Annotated in this window: 16 protein-coding genes; 12 read left to right on the forward strand and 4 right to left on the reverse strand. The window is 73.5% G+C overall.

Translation table 11 applies throughout. The features are described from left to right. Window positions 1–18: 18 nt before the first annotated feature. The 3 genes from WMI84_RS09755 to glgC form a co-directional block, all read right to left on the reverse strand. Entirely contained in the window at window positions 19–2,670 is a 2,652-nt protein-coding gene (locus WMI84_RS09755) for an Ig-like domain-containing protein (protein WP_347352614.1), read from the reverse strand. A gap of 301 nt (window positions 2,671–2,971) precedes the next feature. Further along, window positions 2,972–3,754, reverse strand: a complete 783-nt coding sequence (locus tag WMI84_RS09760; protein ID WP_347352616.1) for a methyltransferase domain-containing protein — start codon at window positions 3,752–3,754, stop codon at window positions 2,972–2,974. 62 nt (window positions 3,755–3,816) lie between these two features. Continuing rightward, complete coding sequence (glgC, locus tag WMI84_RS09765; protein ID WP_347352618.1) at window positions 3,817–5,076, reverse strand: glucose-1-phosphate adenylyltransferase; 1,260 nt, start codon at window positions 5,074–5,076, stop codon at window positions 3,817–3,819. 108 nt (window positions 5,077–5,184) lie between these two features. On the opposite strand from glgC, the gene glgA reads away from it, so the two are divergent. Continuing rightward, on the forward strand, window positions 5,185–6,390 hold the full coding sequence (glgA, locus tag WMI84_RS09770; RefSeq protein ID WP_347352620.1) for a glycogen synthase: 1,206 nt from the start codon (window positions 5,185–5,187) through the stop codon (window positions 6,388–6,390). Window positions 6,391–6,421: 31 nt separating this feature from the next. Here the strand turns inward: glgA and WMI84_RS09775 are convergent, their stop codons facing one another. Beyond that, window positions 6,422–7,186: a hypothetical protein gene (locus WMI84_RS09775; RefSeq protein ID WP_347352622.1), complete on the reverse strand. Its 765-nt coding sequence runs from the start codon at window positions 7,184–7,186 to the stop codon at window positions 6,422–6,424. 82 nt (window positions 7,187–7,268) lie between these two features. Between WMI84_RS09775 and WMI84_RS09780 the strand changes: the two genes are divergently transcribed. From WMI84_RS09780 to WMI84_RS09830, 11 genes are all read left to right on the forward strand, one after another. Then, complete coding sequence (locus WMI84_RS09780; RefSeq protein ID WP_347352624.1) at window positions 7,269–8,066, forward strand: ABC transporter ATP-binding protein; 798 nt, start codon at window positions 7,269–7,271, stop codon at window positions 8,064–8,066. An 88-nt stretch (window positions 8,067–8,154) separates the two neighbouring features. Beyond that, window positions 8,155–8,640: an NfeD family protein gene (locus tag WMI84_RS09785; protein WP_347352626.1), complete on the forward strand. Its 486-nt coding sequence runs from the start codon at window positions 8,155–8,157 to the stop codon at window positions 8,638–8,640. 55 nt (window positions 8,641–8,695) lie between these two features. After that, a complete protein-coding gene (locus WMI84_RS09790; RefSeq protein WP_347352628.1) occupies window positions 8,696–9,871 on the forward strand; it encodes an SPFH domain-containing protein in 1,176 nt (391 codons plus the stop codon). A gap of 34 nt (window positions 9,872–9,905) precedes the next feature. Beyond that, window positions 9,906–10,673: a sulfite exporter TauE/SafE family protein gene (locus tag WMI84_RS09795; RefSeq protein WP_347352630.1), complete on the forward strand. Its 768-nt coding sequence runs from the start codon at window positions 9,906–9,908 to the stop codon at window positions 10,671–10,673. An 82-nt stretch (window positions 10,674–10,755) separates the two neighbouring features. Then, window positions 10,756–11,592 carry an RNA methyltransferase gene (locus WMI84_RS09800; RefSeq protein ID WP_347352632.1) on the forward strand — a complete coding sequence of 279 codons (837 nt, stop codon included), beginning with the start codon at window positions 10,756–10,758 and terminating at the stop codon, window positions 11,590–11,592. 35 nt (window positions 11,593–11,627) lie between these two features. Next, window positions 11,628–12,404, forward strand: a complete 777-nt coding sequence (locus tag WMI84_RS09805; protein ID WP_347352634.1) for an SDR family oxidoreductase — start codon at window positions 11,628–11,630, stop codon at window positions 12,402–12,404. Between the two features lie 103 nt (window positions 12,405–12,507). Further along, a complete protein-coding gene (locus WMI84_RS09810) occupies window positions 12,508–13,128 on the forward strand; it encodes a GNAT family N-acetyltransferase (protein WP_347352636.1) in 621 nt (206 codons plus the stop codon). Beyond that, window positions 13,058–15,991: a BTAD domain-containing putative transcriptional regulator gene (locus WMI84_RS09815; protein WP_347352638.1), complete on the forward strand. Its 2,934-nt coding sequence runs from the start codon at window positions 13,058–13,060 to the stop codon at window positions 15,989–15,991. The genes WMI84_RS09810 and WMI84_RS09815 overlap by 71 nt, the downstream gene beginning before the upstream one ends. Before the next feature lie 180 nt (window positions 15,992–16,171). Then, window positions 16,172–18,613 (forward strand): glycosyltransferase, encoded by a 2,442-nt coding sequence (locus tag WMI84_RS09820; protein ID WP_347352640.1) that lies wholly within the window; start codon window positions 16,172–16,174, stop codon window positions 18,611–18,613. Next, complete coding sequence (locus WMI84_RS09825; RefSeq protein ID WP_347352642.1) at window positions 18,610–19,503, forward strand: DMT family transporter; 894 nt, start codon at window positions 18,610–18,612, stop codon at window positions 19,501–19,503. The genes WMI84_RS09820 and WMI84_RS09825 overlap by 4 nt, the downstream gene beginning before the upstream one ends. Further along, window positions 19,503–20,255, forward strand: a complete 753-nt coding sequence (locus tag WMI84_RS09830; protein WP_347352644.1) for an SDR family NAD(P)-dependent oxidoreductase — start codon at window positions 19,503–19,505, stop codon at window positions 20,253–20,255. The genes WMI84_RS09825 and WMI84_RS09830 overlap by 1 nt, the downstream gene beginning before the upstream one ends. The last annotated feature ends 149 nt before the right edge of the window (window positions 20,256–20,404 follow it).

The raw sequence follows: 20,404 nt of genomic DNA on the forward strand, positions 1-20,404 counted from the left end.
GGCGCCCGGCCGCCGCGGTCAGCTGCCCGGCGCGGGCAGCACGGCCACGGCCGCGTAGTTCCACTGGTCGTTCGCCGGGGCGCTGTCGTGGATGTCGACGACGCCGAGGATGGTGCTCGGCGTCTTGGTCGACTGTGCCCAGAACGTGTCACCGACGGAGGTGTCGACGCGCTGGTGCACGAGCACCTGGCCGTCGACCGGGGTCCGGGCCACGGCACGGTCCCAGTCGTTGCCGACCGCGAAGACCCAGGCCCCCGGCTCGACGCCGGGCAGGTACACGTCCGGTTCGCCGGTCGGCGCGCTGGCCGCCCCCGCCACGCCGACGTCGTCGGCGTTGCGGAACGCCAGGACCGTCAGCGAGCCGTGGTAGCCCTTGCGTCCCGGCGCGGAGGTGACCGTGGCGTTCGTCAGCGTGCCGGACGCCTTGGCCGACCAGATCTCGGAGGTGCCCGACTGGATGTTGCTGCGCTTGACCAGCGTCCAGCTCAGCCCCGCCCCGGACACCGTCGCGGTCTGCGCGGCGGAGGCCGGCCCGTCGTAGGCCACGAGCGCGACCAGCACGTCACCCGGCTCCGAGGTCGAGAAGGCGGGCGTGGTCATCGTGTTCGACGCGTCCTTCGACACCTGCGCGTCGACCGCGATCAGCGCCGGCGGCGGCGTCGAGTTGTCCACCGTCACCGTGACCGGCGCGGAGGTCGTCGTGTTGCCCGCCGCGTCGGCGGCCACCGCGGTGATCGTGTGCTTCCCGGCGGTCGCCGAGGTCGTGGACCACGTGGTCGTGAACGGCGGGGCGGTGACCGGCTGCCCGACCTGTACGCCGTCGACCCTGAAGGTCACGTCGGCCACCCCGACGTCGTCGCTGGCCACGGCCGCGATCCGCACGTTGCCCGAGACGGTGGCGCCGTCTGCCGGGTCGCTGATGCTCACGGACGGTGCGGTGGTGTCCGGCGGCGGCGGGGCGGGCGGGGTGCTGGGCAGCACCTCGACGGCCGTCAGGTTCCACCGGTTCCCGGCGGGCTGCGGGTCGTCGATGGTCACCGTCGTGCCCTTGGCCGCGGTGGCCGAGGTGCGCGACTGCACCCAGTAGGTGTCACCGGTGCGACTGTCGACCCACTGGTGCACGATCCGTTGGTCGGCTCCGACGGTGCGCGGCAGCGCCTGGTCGTAGTCGTTGCCGACCCCGTAGACCCAGGCACCGGCGGTGGTCGTGGCCAGGCTGACGCTCGGTGCGCCGGTGGCGCCGCTGGTGCCGGCGGACGTGCCGACCCCCGAGGCGCCGGAGAACGCCACGACGGTCAGCGACTGGTCGTAGCCGTCGTGCCCGAGCGTCGAGGTGATCGCCGCGTCGGACAGGACACCGGACGCCTTGGCCTGCCAGATCTCGGAGGTGCCGCCCTGGCCGTTCGTCCGCCGCACCAGCGACCAGTCGAGGCCCGCGCCGCTGACGGTGGCGGTCTCCCCGCCCGAGCCGGGCCCGTCGCCGCCGACGAAGGCCAGCAGCACGTCGTGCGAGCCACCGGTCGAGAGCGTGGCGGTCACCGGGCCGGTCCCCTCGGCGGAGGCCTGCTGGTCGAGCGCGAGCACGCCCTCCGGCGGCGGTGGTGGCGGTGTGGTGCCGTTGGAGACGGTGACCTCGGCGACGGCCGAGGTGCCGATGTAGCCGTGCGCGTCGGTGACCTGTGCCGCGACCCAGTGCGTGCCGTTGGTGACCGTCGTGGTGTCCCACGCGTAGTCGAACGGGGCGGAGGTGACGGGGCTGCCCACCGGCGTGCCGTCGACGATGAACTGGACGCCTCGGCTGCCGGCCGGTGGCGTGGCCGCGGTCAGCGTGACCGTTCCGTGCACCTGCGACCCGTCGGCCGGCGCGGTCAGGCTCGCCGGTGGTGGCGTCGAGTCCGGGTAGACCGTCTCCAGCGTCTGCAGCGTGCTGCCGGTGATGCGGACCTTGACGTCGGTCTCGTTGTTGGCCTTGTCGCTCTCCTGGAAGTAGTTGTACGGGTCGACGAGCGCGCGGAACCAGTAGGTCCCGTCGGGCACGCCGTCGATCGGCACCGACTGGCCCGGATCGCGGTAGTCGTACTCGTCGGCGCCGCCGACCGAGATCCCGCGGATGGCGCTCGGGTCGGTGCACGTACCGCCGCTGTAGCCGAACGTGCCGGAGTGCTCCAGCGTCGAGTTGTAGATGTACGAGTCGGCGATGCAGAAGCCGTTCTTCGGGCTCATCGTGACCGGGTCACCGACGCCCCCGTCGGCGGCCACGGCATACAGCCCGAAGGAGGCCATCGGGAAGTGGAAGTGGCCGTGCTCGGCGTGGTAGACGAACGCCCCGGCGACCCGCGACTGCTTGGCGATCGACCAGCTGTCGTCGCCGTCGTGGGTGTAGATGCGCTGGACGCCCTGGTAGACGCCGGCGGCGTTGTTGTACTGCGGCTGGATCTCCAGCGGCCCGTCGCCGCCGTTGTACAGCAGATGCGTGTACCGCAGCTCCCGCGCCGAGCCGGTCCCGTAGATCGACATGTCACCGGGCGGGATGATGTTCTGCAGGTCGGGATAGTGCAGCGTGCCGGCTGGTGCGGCAACGCTGGCCGGGGCCACTGGCACTGCCCCGACCGCCGCCGCCAGCGACAACGCGGCAGCGGCGATGACCCCTCTGAAGGTTCTGCCCTTCATCAGGTCCCCTCTCCGGCCGGGGCCCTCTCGGCACCACCGGCCCCCTCGAGTGTTGGACGAGCGGTTGCTCGCCGAGGACGGGCGCCGCACCGGCGAGGACGTCGGCCACGCCCCGGTGGGGTGGGCGAACGCCGTGCTCGCGCCCAGTCGTCCGGGTGACCCGGCGCCGTCACCGACGGCCGCTGACCCGGGCAGGCCGGGATGAAGTCTTGCAGAACGTGGGGTGGTTTGCAGCAGAATGTCGTAGATGGTCCGGGAACGGCCGGGTCAGCGGATAATGTCCGCTTCCGTCACGTTCGGGTCACGGCTCCGGCGTCGGTGGCCGCTCGGCGGTGGGACGCGTTTCGCGCGGCTCGGCGCCCGGCTTGACGGCGGTGACCATCCGCGCCGCCATCCACGGACCGGCGTACCAGTAGCCCGGGCCGAGCCCCCGGGTCGTGACGTCGGTGGCGATCGAGCGCAGGACGGTGGCGTAGTCGCCCGTGTGGGAGATGTCGGCGACCGCCAGCCGCCCTCCGGGTCGCAGCACCCGGACCGCCTCGCGCACCGCCTGCTCGCGCTGGGCGGCATCCGGGATGTTGTGGATCGCCAGCGCGCTGGTGACGACGTCGAAGGTGTCGTCGGGGAAGGGCAGCGCGGCCAGGTCGGCGGTGTGCAGCTCGACCCGGTCGGCCACTCCGGCGGCCACGGCGTTGTGCCGGGTCGTCTCCGGGTCGTTGCCGCTCTGGTCCCTGCTGCGCCACAGGTCCACGCCCTCGGCCCGGCCCCGGGGCAGCCGCTGCGCGGCCGCGATCAGGACCGCGCCGCGACCGCACCCCAGGTCGAGCAGCCGCTCGTCACCACGCAGGGCGAGCCGGTCCAGCTCGGCCTCCCAGATGCGCAGCTTGCCGCGCAGCGTGGTGTTCAGGAACACCACGGTCTGCGCCAGCAGGACCAGCCCGACCAGAGCCCAGACCCAGAAGCGGGACAGCCCGGCCAGCACGAGGCAGACCAGCGCCCCCGCGCCCAGCGCGGCCGGCACGTAGGGGGCCTCGATCCCGTAGCGCAGGAGTCCTGCCGACCGGTCCGGTGCGCTCGTCGCCATGGTCCGACGATAGGGCCGTCAGCGGCTGCCGGAGCCGAACCCGGCCGTCCGCCGGGCCGATGTCAGACGGTGACCAGCTGGCCCTTGCCGACCACGACTACGCCGGACTCGGTGACGGTGAACCCGCGCTCGCGGTCGTGGTCGTGGTCGACGCCGATCTCGGCCCCCTCGGGCACGATGACGTTCTTGTCGATGATGGCGCGCCGGATCTGGGCGTGCCGGCCCACGCTGACCCTGTCCAGCAGCACCGAGCCCTGCACGCTCGCGTACGAGTGCAGGTGCACGAGCGGGGACAGGACCGAGGAGTAGGCGTGGGCACCGGAGATGACGACACCCGGGGACACCGCGGAGTTGAGTGCCTCGCCCACGCGGTCGCCCGTGCCGTGCACGAACTTGGCCGGCGGGTAGGGCGTGTGCTGGGTGTAGATCGGCCACTCATAGTTGTAGAGGTTGAAGATCGGGTGGATCGAGACGAGGTCCATGTGTGCCTCGTAGTAGGAGTCGAGCGTGCCGACGTCGCGCCAGTAGCCGCGGTCGCGCTCGGTCGCCCCCGGCACCTCGTTGTCCTTGAAGTCGTAGACGCCCGCGTCGCCCCGGGACACGAAGGCCGGGACGATGTCACCGCCCATGTCGTGCTTGGTCTCGTCGAGTTCCTGGTCGAGGCTCACCGCCTCCTCGAGCGCGTCGGCAGTGAAGACGTAGTTGCCCATCGACGCGAGGACCTCGTCGGGACTGTCCGGCAGCCCGCTCGGGTGCTCCGGCTTCTCCAGGAACGCCGAGATCCGGGTGCGGTCGGCGGGGTCGACCTCGATGACGCCGAACTGGTTGGCCAGCGAGATCGGCTGCCGGATCGCCGCGATGGTCATCCCGCGGCCGGACTCGATGTGCTGGTCGACCATCTGGCTGAAGTCCATCCGGTAGACGTGGTCGGCGCCCACCACGACGATGTACTTCGGCTTCGCGTCGTGCACGAGGTTGAGGCTCTGGAAGATCGCGTCCGCGCTGCCCCGGTACCACGACTTGCTCACCCGCTGCTGGGCGGGGACGGTGGTGATGTAGTTGCCGAGCAGGGTCGACAGCCGCCAGGTCTTGGTCACGTGCGTGTCCAGGCTGTGCGACTTGTACTGGGTCAGCACGACCACCTGCAGGTAGCCGGAGTTGACCACGTTGGACAGTGCGAAGTCGATGAGCCGGTAGATGCCCCCGAACGGGACCGCCGGCTTGGCGCGGTCGGCGGTCAGCGGCATCAGCCGTTTGCCCTCCCCCCCGGCGAGTACGACGGCGAGGACCTTCGGACCTGATGACGGGCTGCGGCGTGCCATGTCCACACCCTAGGGGCAGGGGACCGGATGGGGGGAGGGGCCACGGCCCGGACGGGGCATCGGCGGGCCGGGAGCCCATTCGGCCCCAGGTCCCGATACGCTCGGGCCGTGCGCGTCGACATTCTCAGCAAGGAGTACCCGCCGGCGATCTACGGGGGGGCAGGTGTTCACGTGGCCGAGCTGGTCCGGGCGCTGCGGGCGCGCGGGGACCTCGACGTCCGGGTGCGCTGCTTCGGCGAGCCTCGCGACGAGGCCGGCACGACGGCATACCCCGACCTGCCGCAGCTGGCCGGCGCGAACGCCGCGATCCAGACGCTCGGGGTCGACGTGACGATGGCGGACGACTGCGTCGGGGCCGACGTGGTGCACTCGCACACCTGGTACGCCAACCTCGGCGGGCACCTGGCCGCGCTGCTCGGCGGCATGCCCCACGTGGTCACCGCGCACTCGCTCGAGCCGATGCGCCCGTGGAAGGCCGAGCAGCTCGGCGGCGGCTACCGCGTGTCGTCCTTCGCCGAGCGCACCGCGTACGAGGCGGCAGCCGCGGTGATCGCGGTCAGCGGCGGGATGCGCGCAGACATCCTGCGCAGCTATCCCGCGCTCGACCCGGCCCGGGTGCACGTCGTGCACAACGGGATCGACTCGCAGCTGTGGCAGCCGGACCGCTCGCCCGAGGCCCGGGCGGCCGTGCAGAAGCACGGCGTCGACCCCGACGCCCCGGCGGTCGTGTTCGTCGGCCGGATCACCCGGCAGAAGGGTCTGCCCTACCTGCTGCGCGCCGTGCGCGACCTGGACCCGCAGGTCCAGCTGGTCTTCTGCGCGGGCGCACCGGACACCGCCGAGATCATGGCCGAGGTCGAACAGCTCATCGACGACCTGCGCAAGACCCGGAGCGGCGTGTTCTGGATCGCCGACATGCTGCCGCGCCCGGAGGTCGTCGCGCTGCTCAGCCACGGCACGGTGTTCGCCTGTCCCTCGGTATACGAGCCGCTCGGCATCGTCAACCTGGAGGCCATGGCCTGCGAGTTGCCGGTCGTCGCGACCGCGACCGGGGGCATCCCCGAGGTCGTCGTGGACGGTGAGACCGGCTGGCTCGTCCCGATCGAGCAGGTGCAGGACGGCACCGGCACCCCGGTCGACCCGGACCGCTTCGTCGCCGACCTCGCCGCCGCCCTGGGCGAGGCGATCTCCGACCGGTCCCGGGCGAGCCGGATGGGGGTCGCCGGGCGGGCCCGCGCCATCGAGTCCTTCTCCTGGTCGTCGATCGGCGAGCAGACCCTGCAGGTGTACCGGTCGATCGGCGTGGGCGCCTGAGCTCTGCCGGTACCGTCGGCCGCCGCGCCCGTCAGGCCGGGCGCCAGCCGGCCAGCACCATGACGGCGACGTTGGTCGCCTCGGCCAGGGCCCGGTCGGCGTCGGCGGCCAACGAGCGCAGCAGCGCCTCGCGGCGGTCCGTCGTCATGGCGTCGGGGCCGTGCGACCCCAGGGCGGTCAGCGACCGGCCCCGACCCGCCGCCTGCGACACGAGGGCGGCGGTCGCCATGACACGCAGCGTCGGACCCGGGACCTGCTCGGGCAGGCCCCACAGCGAGTGCCGCAGACCGGTCTCGGCCTCCGCCCGCACGGCCCGCTCCCACGGCTGCCCGCCCACGGCCTCGAGCCGGTCGGCATGTCCTCGCATCCGCTCGAGCAGCTCGCGCTCGGCCTGGCGCAGGTCGAGCATCTCGAGCCGGTGCCGCGGCACGGGCTCGGCCTCATAGGCGGTCCAGTCGACGCGCACCCCGGTGTCGCCCGACGGGCCGTACTCGCTCAGGGTGGGTACGAGCATCCCGCCGACCCCGGCCACGTGCAGGCACTCGCCGGCCTGGGCGGCGTGGCCGGCGACCGCGGGGGCACAGCGCGGCATCCCCTCCAGGCGCCCCGGGCTGGGCAGGGCCACCAGCAGGGCCCGCTCGCCGATGTCGCCCCAGGCCTGCAGGGTCGGCCCGAGGCCGCTCACGTGGTCGACACCCGGGAAGGAGCGCTCGATCGCGTCCGCCAGCGCGAGGTCGCCCCGCCACGCCGCCGTCGTCCACAGCGCCAGGCGCACGGACGCGGGCAGCTCGGACACCTCGCCATCGTAGGCGCCGGGCACCGGCGGCCAACGGTATGCCGCCCAGCCGCCTCCGCGCCGGTGGCATAGGGTCGCTCCCATGAGCGACGTGCTGGCCTTCGCCGATGTCACCGTGCGTCGCGGCAACGCGAAGCTGCTCGACGGCGTCGACTGGGAGGTCGAGGAGGGCGAGCGCTGGGTGGTGCTCGGGCCCAACGGCGCCGGCAAGACGACGCTCCTGTCGATCGCGGCCGCGCGCATGCACCCGACCAGCGGCGTCGCCGGGGTCCTGGACGAGGTCCTCGGTGCCGTCGACGTCTTCGAGCTGCGCCCCCGGATCGGCCTGGCCAGCGCGTCGATGGCCGAGCGCATCCCCGCCCGGGAGATCGTCGGCAACGTGGTGGTCACGGCGGCGTACGGGATCGTGGGCCGCTGGAGGGAGCAGTACGACGACATGGACTACGCGCGCGCGATGAGGCTGCTGCACTCGCTCGGTGCCGACCACCTCGCGGACCGCCGCTACGGGACCCTGAGCGAGGGGGAGCGCAAGCGGGTGCAGATCGCCCGGGCGCTGATGACCGACCCGGAGCTGATGCTCCTCGACGAGCCCGCCGCGGGCCTGGACCTCGGGGGTCGCGAGGACCTGGTGCAACGGCTCGGTGACCTGGCCGCCGACACCGAGGCGCCCGCGCTCGTCCTCGTCACGCACCACGTCGAGGAGATCCCGCCCGGCTTCACCGACGTGCTCATGCTGCGGGACGGTCGGGTCGTCGCGGCCGGGCCGATCGAGCTGACCCTGACCGAGGCCAACCTGTCCACCACGTTCGGGATGCCGCTCGAGCTCGAGCGGCGCGGAGACAGGTGGGCGGCCCGGCGCCGGGCCGTGGCCCGGGTGTGACCTCGCGCCCGGCCCTCCCGAGGCGGAACTGGGGCAGAATCGGTGACGTCACACCGACTCGGCTCCACGACAGAAGGATGGATGCGGCGTGTTCGAGGGACATGGCTGGCTGGTCTGGCTAGGCGTCGCCCTGGCGCTCGTCGCGATAGAGGCCGTGACGGTGGACTTCACGTTCCTCATGCTCGCCGGGGGCGCGGTCGGCGGCGCGGTGGCGGCCGCCTTCGGGGCCTCGTTCGCGGTGCAGGCCGTCGTCGGCGCCATCGTCGCGGTCGTCCTGCTGGCCACCGTCCGGCCGTGGCTGAAGCACCGCTTCACGCCCGCGCAGCGCGAGAAGATGGGAGCCGAGGCCAACATCGGGCGCTCGGCCTACGTGATCGACCGGGTGACCCAGTCCGGGGGGCGGGTCAAGCTGGCCGGCGAGACCTGGAGCGCCCGTACCCTCGGCTCGAGCATCGAGCCGGGTGAGGAGGTCGTCGTCGAGTCCATCGACGGCGCGACGGCGATCGTGAGCCGCGCCCAGATCGGCGGGGTGCCCGATCACACCGACATCGGCGGACCGACCGGTTCGCAGTGACACGCGGCGCGCGCCAACCCGGGTGCCGCGCCCAAGACAGGGAAGGTCAACGACCGTGGACCCAGTTCTGATCATCGCGTTGCTCGTCATCGTGGTGGCCCTCATCATCGTGCTGCGCACGGTGCGGATCGTGCCCCAGCAGACGGCCCAGATCGTCGAACGGCTCGGCAGCTACAACAAGACGCTGACGGCGGGCATCCACTTCCTCGTGCCGTTCGTCGACAAGGTGCGGGCCAACATCGACCTGCGTGAACAGGTCGTGACCTTCCCGCCGCAGCCGGTGATCACGTCGGACAACCTGGTGGTCAGCATCGACACCGTCATCTACTACTCCGTCATCGACGCGAAGGCCGCGGTCTACGAGATCGCCAACTTCATCCAGGGCATCGAGCAGCTGACCGTCACGACGCTGCGCAACGTCATCGGCTCGCTCGACCTGGAGCAGACCCTGACGAGCCGGGACCAGATCAACGGCCAGCTGCGCGGCGTGCTCGACGAGGCCACCGGCAAGTGGGGCATCCGGGTCAACCGGGTCGAGCTGAAGGCGATCGACCCGCCGGCCTCGGTGCAGGACTCGATGGAGAAGCAGATGCGCGCCGAGCGGGACCGCCGCGCCGCGATCCTGACCGCCGAGGGCGTCAAGCAGTCCGCGATCCTGACCGCCGAGGGCGAGAAGCAGAGCCAGATCCTGCGGGCCGAGGGCTCGGCACAGGCCCGCATCCTCGAGGCCCAGGGCCAGTCGCGCGCCATCCAGCAGGTCTTCTCGGCGATCCACCGCGGCCGGCCGACCCAGAAGCTGCTCGCCTACCAGTACCTGCAGGTGCTGCCGCAGATCGCCCGCGGGGACAGCAACAAGATGTGGATCGTCCCGTCCGAGCTGACCGACGCGCTGCGCGGGATCGGCGGCATGCTCGGCGGCACGGAGCAGGCCGGGTCGGTCGTGGACGACGAGGGTCCCTGGGTCGAGACCGGGGTTCCCGACGACGACGCGTTCGCCGAGACGGTCCTCGAGGACCCTGCCAAGGCGCTGGCCGAGGCCCGCGGCCAGGCCGCCCAGGCCAGTGCAGAGTCGACCGAGCACGCCTCGCCGGTCAGCCGGCAGCAGCCGCCGATCCGCCCGCCGGCCGACCAGGTGCCCCCGCCCCCGGCGCGGCCGGCGCTGCTGCCCGACCAGCCCCCGGCGGCACCGGTGGACGGGCCGGACGAGGGTGGCGCCACCGGCAACCGCTGAGCCGCCACCCGGCCGTCGACAGTAGGGTGACCGGGTGTCCGTCTGGTCCGCGCTCGCGATCGCGCTGGCCGGCGTCGGCGCCGGCACCATCAACGCGATCGTCGGCTCGGGCACCCTGCTCACCTTCCCCACGCTGCTGTTCTTCGGCATCAACCCCCTGACGGCGAACGTGTCGAACAACCTCGGGATCGTCGCGGGCGGAGTCACCGGGTCGTGGGGCTACCGGCACGAGCTGACCGGCCAGGGTCCGACGCTGCGCCGGCTCATGCCGCTCTCGCTCGTCGGATCGGTCGTCGGGGCGGCCCTGCTGCTCGTGCTGCCGTCATCCGCGTTCGACGCGATCGTCCCGGTGCTGATCCTGCTGGGGGTCGTGCTGGTCGTGCTCGGGCCGCGCATCCAGGGCCGGGTCAGGCGCGGCGCGGACGAGCCGCAACCTCGCTGGCACGCCCCGGCGATGGCGGTCGGGGTGCTGCTGGCCGGGATGTACGGCGGGTACTTCGGGGCGGCGCAGGGCGTGCTGCTGATGGGCATCCTCAGCGTGCTCTCCAGCGAGCCGCTGCAGCGGCTCAACGGCTACAAGAACGTGCTGACGCTGGTCGCCAACCTCGTCGCGGCCGTCGTCTTCCTGCTGTTCGCCCGGGAGCACATCGACTGGCTCGTGGTCGTCCTCATCGCGGTCGGTTCCTTCTGCGGGGGCATCATCGGTGCGCGCATCGGCCGGCGGTTCCCGCCGAACGTCCTGCGCGCGATCATCGTGGTCATCGGCGTGGTCGCGATCGTCAAGCTCGTCTGGTTCCCCTGACCGGCCCGTGGACGTATGACGTGTGCCGGGTCGGGTGGGCAGCCACCGGTCCTGCCGAGCAGGGAGGACTAGCCTGTGGGCCGTGCCCGTGCGCGTGTCCGACCCGGCCGACCCCCGCCTGACCGACTACGTGGCGCTGACCGACGTGGCCCTGCGGCGGCGGACGGAGCCCGAGCGAGGGCTCTACATCGCCGAGAGCGAGAAGGTCATCCGGCGGGCCCTGGCGGCCGGCCACCGGCCGCGGTCCTACCTGATGGCCGAACGCTGGCTCACCGACCTCGCCGACGTCGTCGCGCGGGCCGAGGCCCGGGGGGTGCCGGTCTTCGTCGGGGAGCACGACGTCATCGAGGCGCTGACCGGCTTCCACCTGCACCGCGGCGCCCTGGCCGCGATGCACCGCCCGCCGCTGCCCCCCGTGGGCGACCTCGTCCGCGGGGCACGGCGGGTCGTGGTGCTCGAGGACGTCGTGGACCACACGAACGTGGGCGCGGTGTTCCGCAGCGCGGCAGCCCTCGGCGTGGACGCCGTGCTGGTGACACCCCGCTGCGCCGACCCCTTGTACCGCCGCTCGGTCCGGGTCTCGATGGGCACCGTCTTCCAGGTGCCGTGGACCCGGATCGACCCGTGGCCGGCCGGTGTGGACCTGCTGCACCGGGCCGGCTTCACCGTGGCCGCGATGTCGCTCGCGCCCGGCTCCGTCGGCCTCGACGACCTCGCGCGCCGCCCTCCCGAGCGGCTCGCGCTCGTGCTCGGCACCGAGGGCGACGGGCTGCGTCCCCGCACCGTCGCGTCGGCCGACCTCACGGTGCGCATCCCGATGGCGGCGGGGGTGGACTCGCTGAACGTCGCGGCGGCCTCGGCGGTGGCCTGCTGGGCGCTACGGGTCCCTTGTCCGGACCCGGTGCACCCCATACGGTGAACCGCATCATCCCCGGCAGGTGAAGGAGCCCGACGATGAGCAACGTCCATGTCACCGGCGCCGCACGCGGCATCGGCCAGGCGATCGCCCTGCGGCTCGCGCAGGACGGGCACCGGGTGGCGGTGTCCGACCTCGAGTCCATGCGCGGTGCCCTCGAGGACACCCGGAACGAGCTGCCCGAGGTGGCCGCCGGTGGCCACGTGGCGCTCACCGGCGACGTCTCGGACCCGGCCTCGGTGCGCGCCCTCGTCCACGACACCGCGCAGCAGCTGGGCTCGCTGGACGTCATGGTGGCCAACGCCGGGATCGCCCAGACGAAGGCACTGCTGGACGTCTCGCCCGAGGAGTACGACCAGGTGCACCGGGTCAACGGCCGCGGCGTCTTCCTGTGCTACACCGAGGCGGCCCGGCAGATGATCGCGCAGGGAACCGGCGGCAAGATCATCGGTGCCGCCTCCATCGCCGCGCACAAGGGCTTCCCGTTGCTCGGGGTGTACTGCTCGAGCAAGTTCGCCGTCCGGGCGCTCACCCAGGCCGCCGCCCAGGAGTGGGCGCCGCACGGCATCACCGTCAACGCCTACTGTCCCGGGATCGTCGAGACGAGCATGTGGGAGCAGATCGACGCCGACCTCGGCGCGATCAACCACGTCGGCAAGGGCGAGTCCATGGCGGCGATGGCGGCCGGGATCACCCTCGGTCGGGTGTCCACCGGCGCGGACGTGGCCAAGCTCGTCTCCTACCTGGCCGGACCGGACTCCGACTACATGACCGGACAGTCCGTGCTGGTCGACGGGGGCATGCTCTTCATCTGACGCGCCGGACACCCGCCGGTCGCCGCATGCCGGACCGGTGACAGGTCCGTGAGAGGCGCACCACGCATCCTCGCAGGTGAGTCGAACCACTGGAGGCGGCGTGATGATCGAGCAGGCGGGGTGCCTGGCCGGGACGAGCGTGGTGCGTGCGTTGACCCCCGGCGACACGGAGACGGTTGGCCAGGTGGTGGGCCGGATGTCGGAGCGCTCGGTGTACCTGAGGTTCCACGCCGGCCTGGGAGGTGGGCTGAAGCCGCGGATGGCCGCTGCGCTGGCGCGGGTCGCACCGGGCTCCCGAGCGGTGCTGGTGGCCGACGTCGACGGCGTGCCGGTCGGGTTGGCACACGTGGCCCGGCTGGTGGACGGGTCGCAGGCCGAGGTGGCGCTCGCGGTGGCCGACGCATGGCAAGGCCGGGGAGTCGGCCGGCACCTGGCGATGGCGGCCGCGCAGGTGGCTCACGGGTGGGGCGTGCCGTGCCTGGTGGCGGTGGTGCTGCCGGAGCACCGGTCGCTGCGGGGCTGGCTCCAGCGGCTCGGCGCGGTGGCCGACCCGGACGACCTCGCCACGCTGCGCATCCCGCTTGCAGCCGCCGTGCGGACGGCGCTCGGTCCGAGGACCGTGACGGACGGTGCCACTGTGCTTCAATGGCACGGTGCAGGTCCGGGTGCTCGGTCCGGTCGGGGTACGGCTCGGGGAGGCTGGTCCGGTCGCGCCGCGGGGTGAGCGGCCGCGCGAGGTGCTCGCGGTGCTGTGCATCCGTCGCGGACGGCCGACACCCGCCGCAACGATCCTGGACCTCGTCTGGGACGACGCCGCGCCGATGCTGGATGTCGGCGTGGTGCACACCGTGGTGGGCCGGTTGCGCCGGCAGTTCGGCGCGGACCTGGTGCACCGGACGGATGCCGGGTACCTGCTGGGGTCCGGCGCAGCCCTGGACACGGACCGGTTCGACGAGCTCGCCGGGGCGCTGCGCACGGCCCCGGCCGAGGACCCCCTCGGGCGGCGGGAGCGGCTGTGCCGGGAGGCGCTCGCCCTCTGGGCGGGTGACACCGCCTACGACGGGGTACGCGAGGAGCTGGTCCGGCCCGAGCGGGTGCGGCTGGCCGAGCTGCGCCGGGCCGTCCGGATGGACCTCGCGTCGGGCCTGCTCGACGCGGGTGCCCGGCCGGAGTCGCCGGGGGCCACCGCGGAGGCGCTCTCGCTGGCCCAGGACCTGCTGGCGGCCAACCCCGTCGACGAGGATGCCGCCGTGCTGTGCATGCGGGCGGCATACCGGCTGGGTCGGGCCGGCCACGCGCTGCGCGTGTTCGACACCCTCAGGCGCACCCTGCGGGCCGAGCTCGGGATCGACCCGGGTGTCGCGGCCCGGAAGGTACACGCCCGGATCCTGGCGCAGGACGCGACCCTGGACGGCGTCGGGCACCGGGACAGCCCGGGCGGACGTCGGTTGCCGGTACCGGTCTCGCCCACCGTCGGCCGGGAACGTGAGCGGTCCGAGGTCCTCGGCGCGCTCCGCGCCGGTCGTCGTCTGGTGACAGTCACGGGACCGGCGGGCGTCGGGAAGTCCCGGATGCTGGCGGACGTGGGCGCGGCCCTGCCGTCGGGCACCCCCGTCGCGCACGTCTCCGTGGGCGCGCACACCCGGCAGTCCGCGCCCGACCTGGCCGGCGCCCTGGCGGTCACCTCGGGTGTCCCCCTGGGCGGTGCCGACGCCGTCGCCGCGCTGGTGCGCTCACTGCGTTCCCGGCAGCTCGTCGTCCTGGTCGACGAGGCGGAATGGGCACCCGAAGCGACCGCGACCCTCGCCTCCGCCGTCCTGGGGGGCGCCCCGATGGTGCAGCTGGTCGTGGCCTCACGAGTCCCGCTGAACGTGCTCGGCGAGCGGCTGGTGGAGCTGGCGCCGCTTCCGCTGCCCGACCCGGCGGGACCGGTGGAGTCGCTGCGGTCCTGTGCCGCCGTGCGGCTGCTGCTGGAGCGGCTCGTCGATCGTGGCGTGGCACCCGACCCGGATCCGACCGCGTGGTCGGCGCAGGAGCTGCGCGCCGTGGCCGGGGCGGTGGTCCGGCTGGACGGGCTGCCCCTGGCGATCGAGCTGCTCGCCGCTGCGGCCGGGGCCGAGCCGGGCCGGGAGCTGGGCGACCTGCTACGGGTCGAACGACCACTCGAGCTGCGCTCGACCGACCGGGGGCGCGAGGAGCGCCACGAGTCGCTGCGCGGAGCCCTCGCGTGGAGTGTCGGACGGCTCGACCCCGACACCAGGGCGGTCCTGGCCCGGTTGTCCGTCTTCGCCGGGCGGTTCAGCGCGGCCGCGGCCAGGGGCGTCGTCGACTACCCCCCTGCCGATGTCGACCGGGCCGTGCAGCACCTGGCCGGGCAACACCTGGTGGGAGTCGAGCGGGTCTGCGACAGGGTCTACTTCAGGCTGCTGCGCACGGTGCGGGAGCTGGCCCGGGAGGAGCTCGTCGGGGCCGGACACGAGCAGTCCGCCCTGCTCCGGCACCAGGCCTGGTTCGCGGGCATGTGGCGCGACGCACCGTTGTCCGACGGGCTCGTCGAACACGTCGGTGACCACTACGACGACTACCTCGAGGCCATGACGGGTGCGCTGGGCCGCGGCGCGGACGACGTCGCTGCCGACATCGCCACGACGCTGTGTCGCCGATGGCTGTTCATCGAGGCGAGCGGCCCGGGGCAAAGCTGGACCGGTGCCGTTCTGGAGCGTCGCGGGATCACGGCAGGGCAACGCGCCCGGCTGCAGATCGCTGCGGCCGGGTTCGCCAACCACCTCGACCTCTCGCCCGAGGGGCACGACCGGATGGTCACGGCCCTGGTCGCAGACCCCGACTGGACCTGCCTGCTGCTGCTCATGGAGGCCATCGCCGCGTACGTGGCCGGTGACCTCAGCAACGCGTCCACGCGCCTGGCAGAGGCCATGCGGGTGTCGACCGCGGGTGCGCCGCACCACCTGCCGGAGCTCACTGCCACCCGGGCCGTGGTGGCTGCCGCCGCAGGCGACCACGAGCTGGCCGTGGCCGGCGCCCACCAGGCGCTGGCCCGCGTCGGCGAGTCGCTGTCCGCGGTGCACCAGGTCACCGTCATCCCGAAGATCGCCCTGGCACTGCTCGATGCGGGCCGGCCGGCCGAGGCGCTCGACCTGCTCGAACGCTCCTGCGGCCAGGCCCACGAACGTTTCGGCATCGAGCCGACACCCACCACGGCCACCAACGCCGGATGGGCGGCGCTGGCCCTGGACCGGGCCGAGGTCGCCGCCGGGTGGTTCACCCGGGCGCTGGTCGGACCGCAGGCCTTCGAGGCGCCCGGCGCAGTCGGCGAGGCGGCGGCGGGACTCGGCGCGGCCCGGGCGGAGAGCGACCCGGCGGGTGCCGGTGAGCTGCTGGAGCTGGGCCTGCTCCTGCTCGAGGAAGCCGGCCAGACCCTGCCCCGGTCGCTGCGCGACCGGATCCGGTCGGCCGCCAGCCGGCTCGGGCCGCCGGCGACGCGCACCGGCTGGACCCCCGACCTCGCCGTGGTGCGGGTCCGGCAGCTCGCCGCCCGCGCCGGGGCCGGGCACGCTGAAGCCCCGTGACCCGGCCGGGCCGTCACGCGGTCAGTCGTCAGTCAGCAGGGTCTGTCCGGACCCGGCGTTACGCTGGTTGGAGGCGGACGGGCGCTGGTGGTTCGGGCGCTGGTGGTTCGGGCGCTGGTGGTGCGGGCGATGGTGGTGCGGGCGACGGTGGAGTAAGCGACGGTGGTGCAGGCGATGGTGGTGACCGCAGATCCCAGCGCTGGGGGGCCCCAGCGCCTGCTGGTCCTGTCGGCCGACATGGGCGGCGGGCACGAGGCCACCGCCACCGCGCTCGAGCAGGCGGCGGCCGGGGTGTGGCCCGGCGTCGAGATCCAGCGGCTGGACACGCTCGACGTCATGGGTCCCGGTGTCGGGCGGCTGTTTCGCCGCATCTACGTCGACAATGTCGAGCACACCCCGTGGCTCTACGAGTTCTTCTACGCGCAGCTGTGGCGGCGCGCCTGGTTCGCCGATGCCTCGAAGCGCTTCACCGGCAGCTGGACCGGGCGGCGCCTCGTCGACCGGATCGACCGGTTCGACCCGGACCTGATCGTCTCGACCTACCCACTCGGCAGCGCCGGTCTGGCCTGGCTGCACCGACACCGTGGTCTGCAGCGGCCCACCGCGGCCTACGTGTCGGACATCGCGCCCCACCCGTTCTGGATCCACGGCGGCCTGGGCGTCAACTTCGTGGTCCACGACGCCGCCCTGGCCCTGGCCCGCGCCTGTGACCCCGCCGCGGTCGTCGAAGTCTGTGCACTGCCCGTCCAGGCGGCCTTCCACCCCGGGTCCCGGTCGGACGCCAGGCACCGGCTCGGTCTCGAGGCGGACGCCCTGGTAGCCCTCGTCTCGTGCGGTGCGTACGCCTTCGGGGACGTCATGCAGACGGTCCGCACCCTGCTCGAGGCCTCCGACCGGGTGCAGGTCGTGGCCGCGTGCGGACGCAACACCGACACGAGGGCGCGCCTGGAGGGCATGGGGGTGCCGGCCCACCGGCTCCGGGTGCTCGGGTGGACGGACCAGATGCCGACACTCGTGCGCGCCGCGGACATCGTCGTGAGCAACGCCGGCGGCGCCATCGCGCTCGAGGCCATCGCGTCGGGCCGCCCGCTGGTGATGTTCCGCCCCATCGCCGCGCATGGCGAGGCCAACGCGGACCTGCTCGTCGTGGCCGGTCTGGCCGAGCTGTGCACCGACGAGGAGCAGCTCGGCGCGTACGTGCAGGCCGCGGTCCGCGGCAGGGGTGCGCTGCGCGAGCTGGGGCAGCGGGCCGGCGAGCTGGCCGGGCAGCGCTCCCGGGGGGACAGCCTGCGCCGGGCTGCGAGCGCGCGCCCGCCGCACCGGAGCGGGCGCAGGTGGCGGGTGCGTTCCTCGGACGCATTCTTCCTGCACGCCGACACCCCGCTGCGAGTCCAGGAGGTCGGCGGCGTCCTCGAGCTCGACCACGCCGTGGGTCGCGGCCTCACCGTCGAGGACGTCCGCGCGACCATCGGCCCCCGGGTCGCCGGGCTGCCGATCCTTCGCCGTCGTCTCGTCAGGTCTCGCCGGCCCGGGTGGGACATGACCGGTGCCGCCGACCTCGCCACCCACATCACCGCCGTCGAGGCCACCGATGGCGCGGACGCCGCGTGCGACGACTACTGGTCCGAGACGCTCCCACCGGACGGATACCCGTGGGGGGTCCGCCTCGTCCAGTCACCGCAGGAGGGACGCACGCTGCTGCTGGTCAAGACCCACCACGTGCTCGGCGACGGCATCTCGCTCATCGGCCTGCTCGACCGCCTGCTCGACGCTGCACCCGGGGACCCGCTCGACGAACGGCGGCCCGCGCCCGGGGCAGCGGAGCACAGGAGCGGGCTGGGCGGCATACGACATGGGTTGCGGCAGGGGCGCCTGGTCGCCCAGGGACTCGGCAGCCTCGCGGCGCGCACCTTCGGGCGGTGGGCCGTCATCGAGTCCCCGCAGTCGGCGCGACGGCTCGTCGCGACCGCCACGGTCGAGCAGGCCCGGGTGCGGGCGGTCGCGTCGGCTTGCGACCGCCGCACCCACGAGGTCGTCATCGCCGTCGTGGCGCACGCGCTGGCCGCCACCCTGACGCAGGCCGGGCTCGTGGACGGCACGCTGCCGCTGCGCGCCATGATCCCAGTGGCGCGACGTGCACCCCGCCTCGACCGGGTCTTCGGCAACTGGACCGCGGCCGTGACGGTCGACCTCTCCCTCGCGCCGATGGGGTTCCGGGAGCGTCTCGACGAGGTGGCTGGACAGCTGCGCGCCCGCGCCCGGCACGGCGAGCCACAGGGTGCCTATGTGGCGATGTCCGTGCTGGGCCACCTGCCGGCGCGGGTGGCTCCGCTGGCCGCGCGGACGATCTACACCGGCAGCTTCTTCTCCACGATCGTGTCGTACATGCCGGCCGCGCGCGGGGACCGGTGGTTCGCCGGGGCCAGGGTCGGCTCCATCTGCCCCGTCGTCCCGCTCGCCGACAGGGTCCCGGTAACTGCGGGGGCCGTCGTGCAGGACGGGGTCGTCGGCTTCGGCATCGTCCTCGACGACGCGCTGCGGGCTCGCGGTATCGACCGAGCGGCGGTCAGCCGAGCGGTCACGGACGCGGTGCGGGAGGCCGAGCTCGAGGTCCGGCAATGAGCTCGGTGTGGCTCGTCGGGGCCCCTGCGGCGCTCGCGGCGGCGGCCTTCTTCGGCGCTGCCGGACTGCTGCAGCACCAGGCCGCCCACGCCGTCCCCGAGCGGGTCCCGCTCCGGGTGGGCCTGCTCGTCGAGCTGGTGCGCATCCGCGGCTTCCGGTACGGCGTCATCTGCGCCGCACTGGGCTTCGCCCTGCAGATCCTGGCGCTGCATGCGGCGCCGCTCCCGGTGGTCCAGCCGATCCTGGTGACCGGAGTGCTGTTCTTCCTGCTCTGGGGCACGCTGTTCCTGCATCGGCCCGTCGACCCGATGCTGGTCCTCGGTGCCCTGCTCGCGCTGGTGGGTCTCAGCGGCTTCCTCGTGGTGGCCGCGCCGACGGCGGGCTCGTCGAACATCGGCGGGGTGGCGGTGCTGCCCCTCGGGTTGGCGCTGGCCGGCGTCGTCGTGGTCTGCCTGGCCATCGCGGCACGCGTCCGGTCGGAGAACCGGTCCATCCCGCTGGCCGTCGCGACCGCGGTGTTCTACGGGGTCACCGCCGGCCTGGTCCGGTCGCTCGTGACCCAGCCCTACTTCGGGATCGAGGGGCTGTTCACGCACTGGCAGCTCTACGCGGTGGCCGTCGTGGGGCCGCTCGGTTTCCTGCTCAACCAGAACGCCTTCCAGGAGGGGGTGGTCGGCTCGGTGGCGGTCGGCATCATCACCGTGGGAGATCCGATGGTCTCGATCGGGCTCGGGGTGGCGTGGTTCGGCGACCGCCTCACCGAGGGCCCGGTCGCAGTGACCGCGCAGGTGCTGCTGCTGATGCTCATGACCGGTGGCATCGTCATGCTGACGCACCGGGCCAACCTGATGGCGGCGACGATCCGGGAGAGCATGGAGCGGGGGAGCTGATGACGCAGCTCGCGGGCGCCCGTGCCGTGGTGACGGGCGGCTCGTCCGGCATCGGCGCGGCGACGGCCCTGCGGCTGGCCCGCGCGGGAGCCCGCGTCGACGTGGTGGGCCGCGACTCCGAGCGGCTTGGCGCGGTGGCCCGGCGGACAGGTGGTGAGGCGGTGCGCGTGGACCTCACGGACGCCGCGGCCAGGTCCCGGCTGGCCGACCGGCTGCGTGAGAGCCCGCCGGACGTGCTGGTGCACGACGCGGGCGTGGGTCTCGTCGCCGAGGCGTCCGACGCGGGGCAGGCGGACGGGTTCGCTGCTCTGGTCGAGACCAACGCGCGGGCCCCGATCGAGCTGACCGCAGCGGTGCTGCCCGGCATGCTCGAACGGGGGAGCGGGCACCTGGTCTTCGTCGGGTCCATCGCCGGCGTGCTCGGGGTGGCCCACGAGTCCGCCTACGCCGCCAGCAAGGCAGCCGTCATGACGTATGCCGCTGGGCTCGCCTCCGAGGTTCGCTCGCGGGGGGTGCGGGTGACCGTGGTGGTGCCCGGTGTCGTCGACACCCCGTTCTTCGAGCGGCGCGGCGCGGCGTACGACCGGCGCTTCCCGAGGCCCGTCCCGCCCGAGCTCGTCGCGGACCGGCTCGTCGCGGCGGTGCGGCAGGACCGGGAGCTCGTGGTGGTGCCTCGGTGGCTGCGGGTGCCGATGGCGGTGCGGGCGCTCGCACCCGGGACGTACACGCGGCTCGCGGCACGGTGGGGGTGAGGGGGCCCCGGTGCCGGGTGCGGCGCGCTTGTCGCGTGCCGTCGGGAGACAGGTTCGGCGCTGTCAGGGGCGATCTCTGGGACGGCACGGCGGCATCTCCGACTATCGGGCCGCGGCGGGATTGTGGGTGGTGTGCTGCCCGGGGGGCC

Origin of the sequence: Intrasporangium sp. (assembly GCF_039812505.1) — a bacterium.
In the GTDB taxonomy this organism is placed as follows: domain Bacteria; phylum Actinomycetota; class Actinomycetes; order Actinomycetales; family Dermatophilaceae; genus Intrasporangium_A.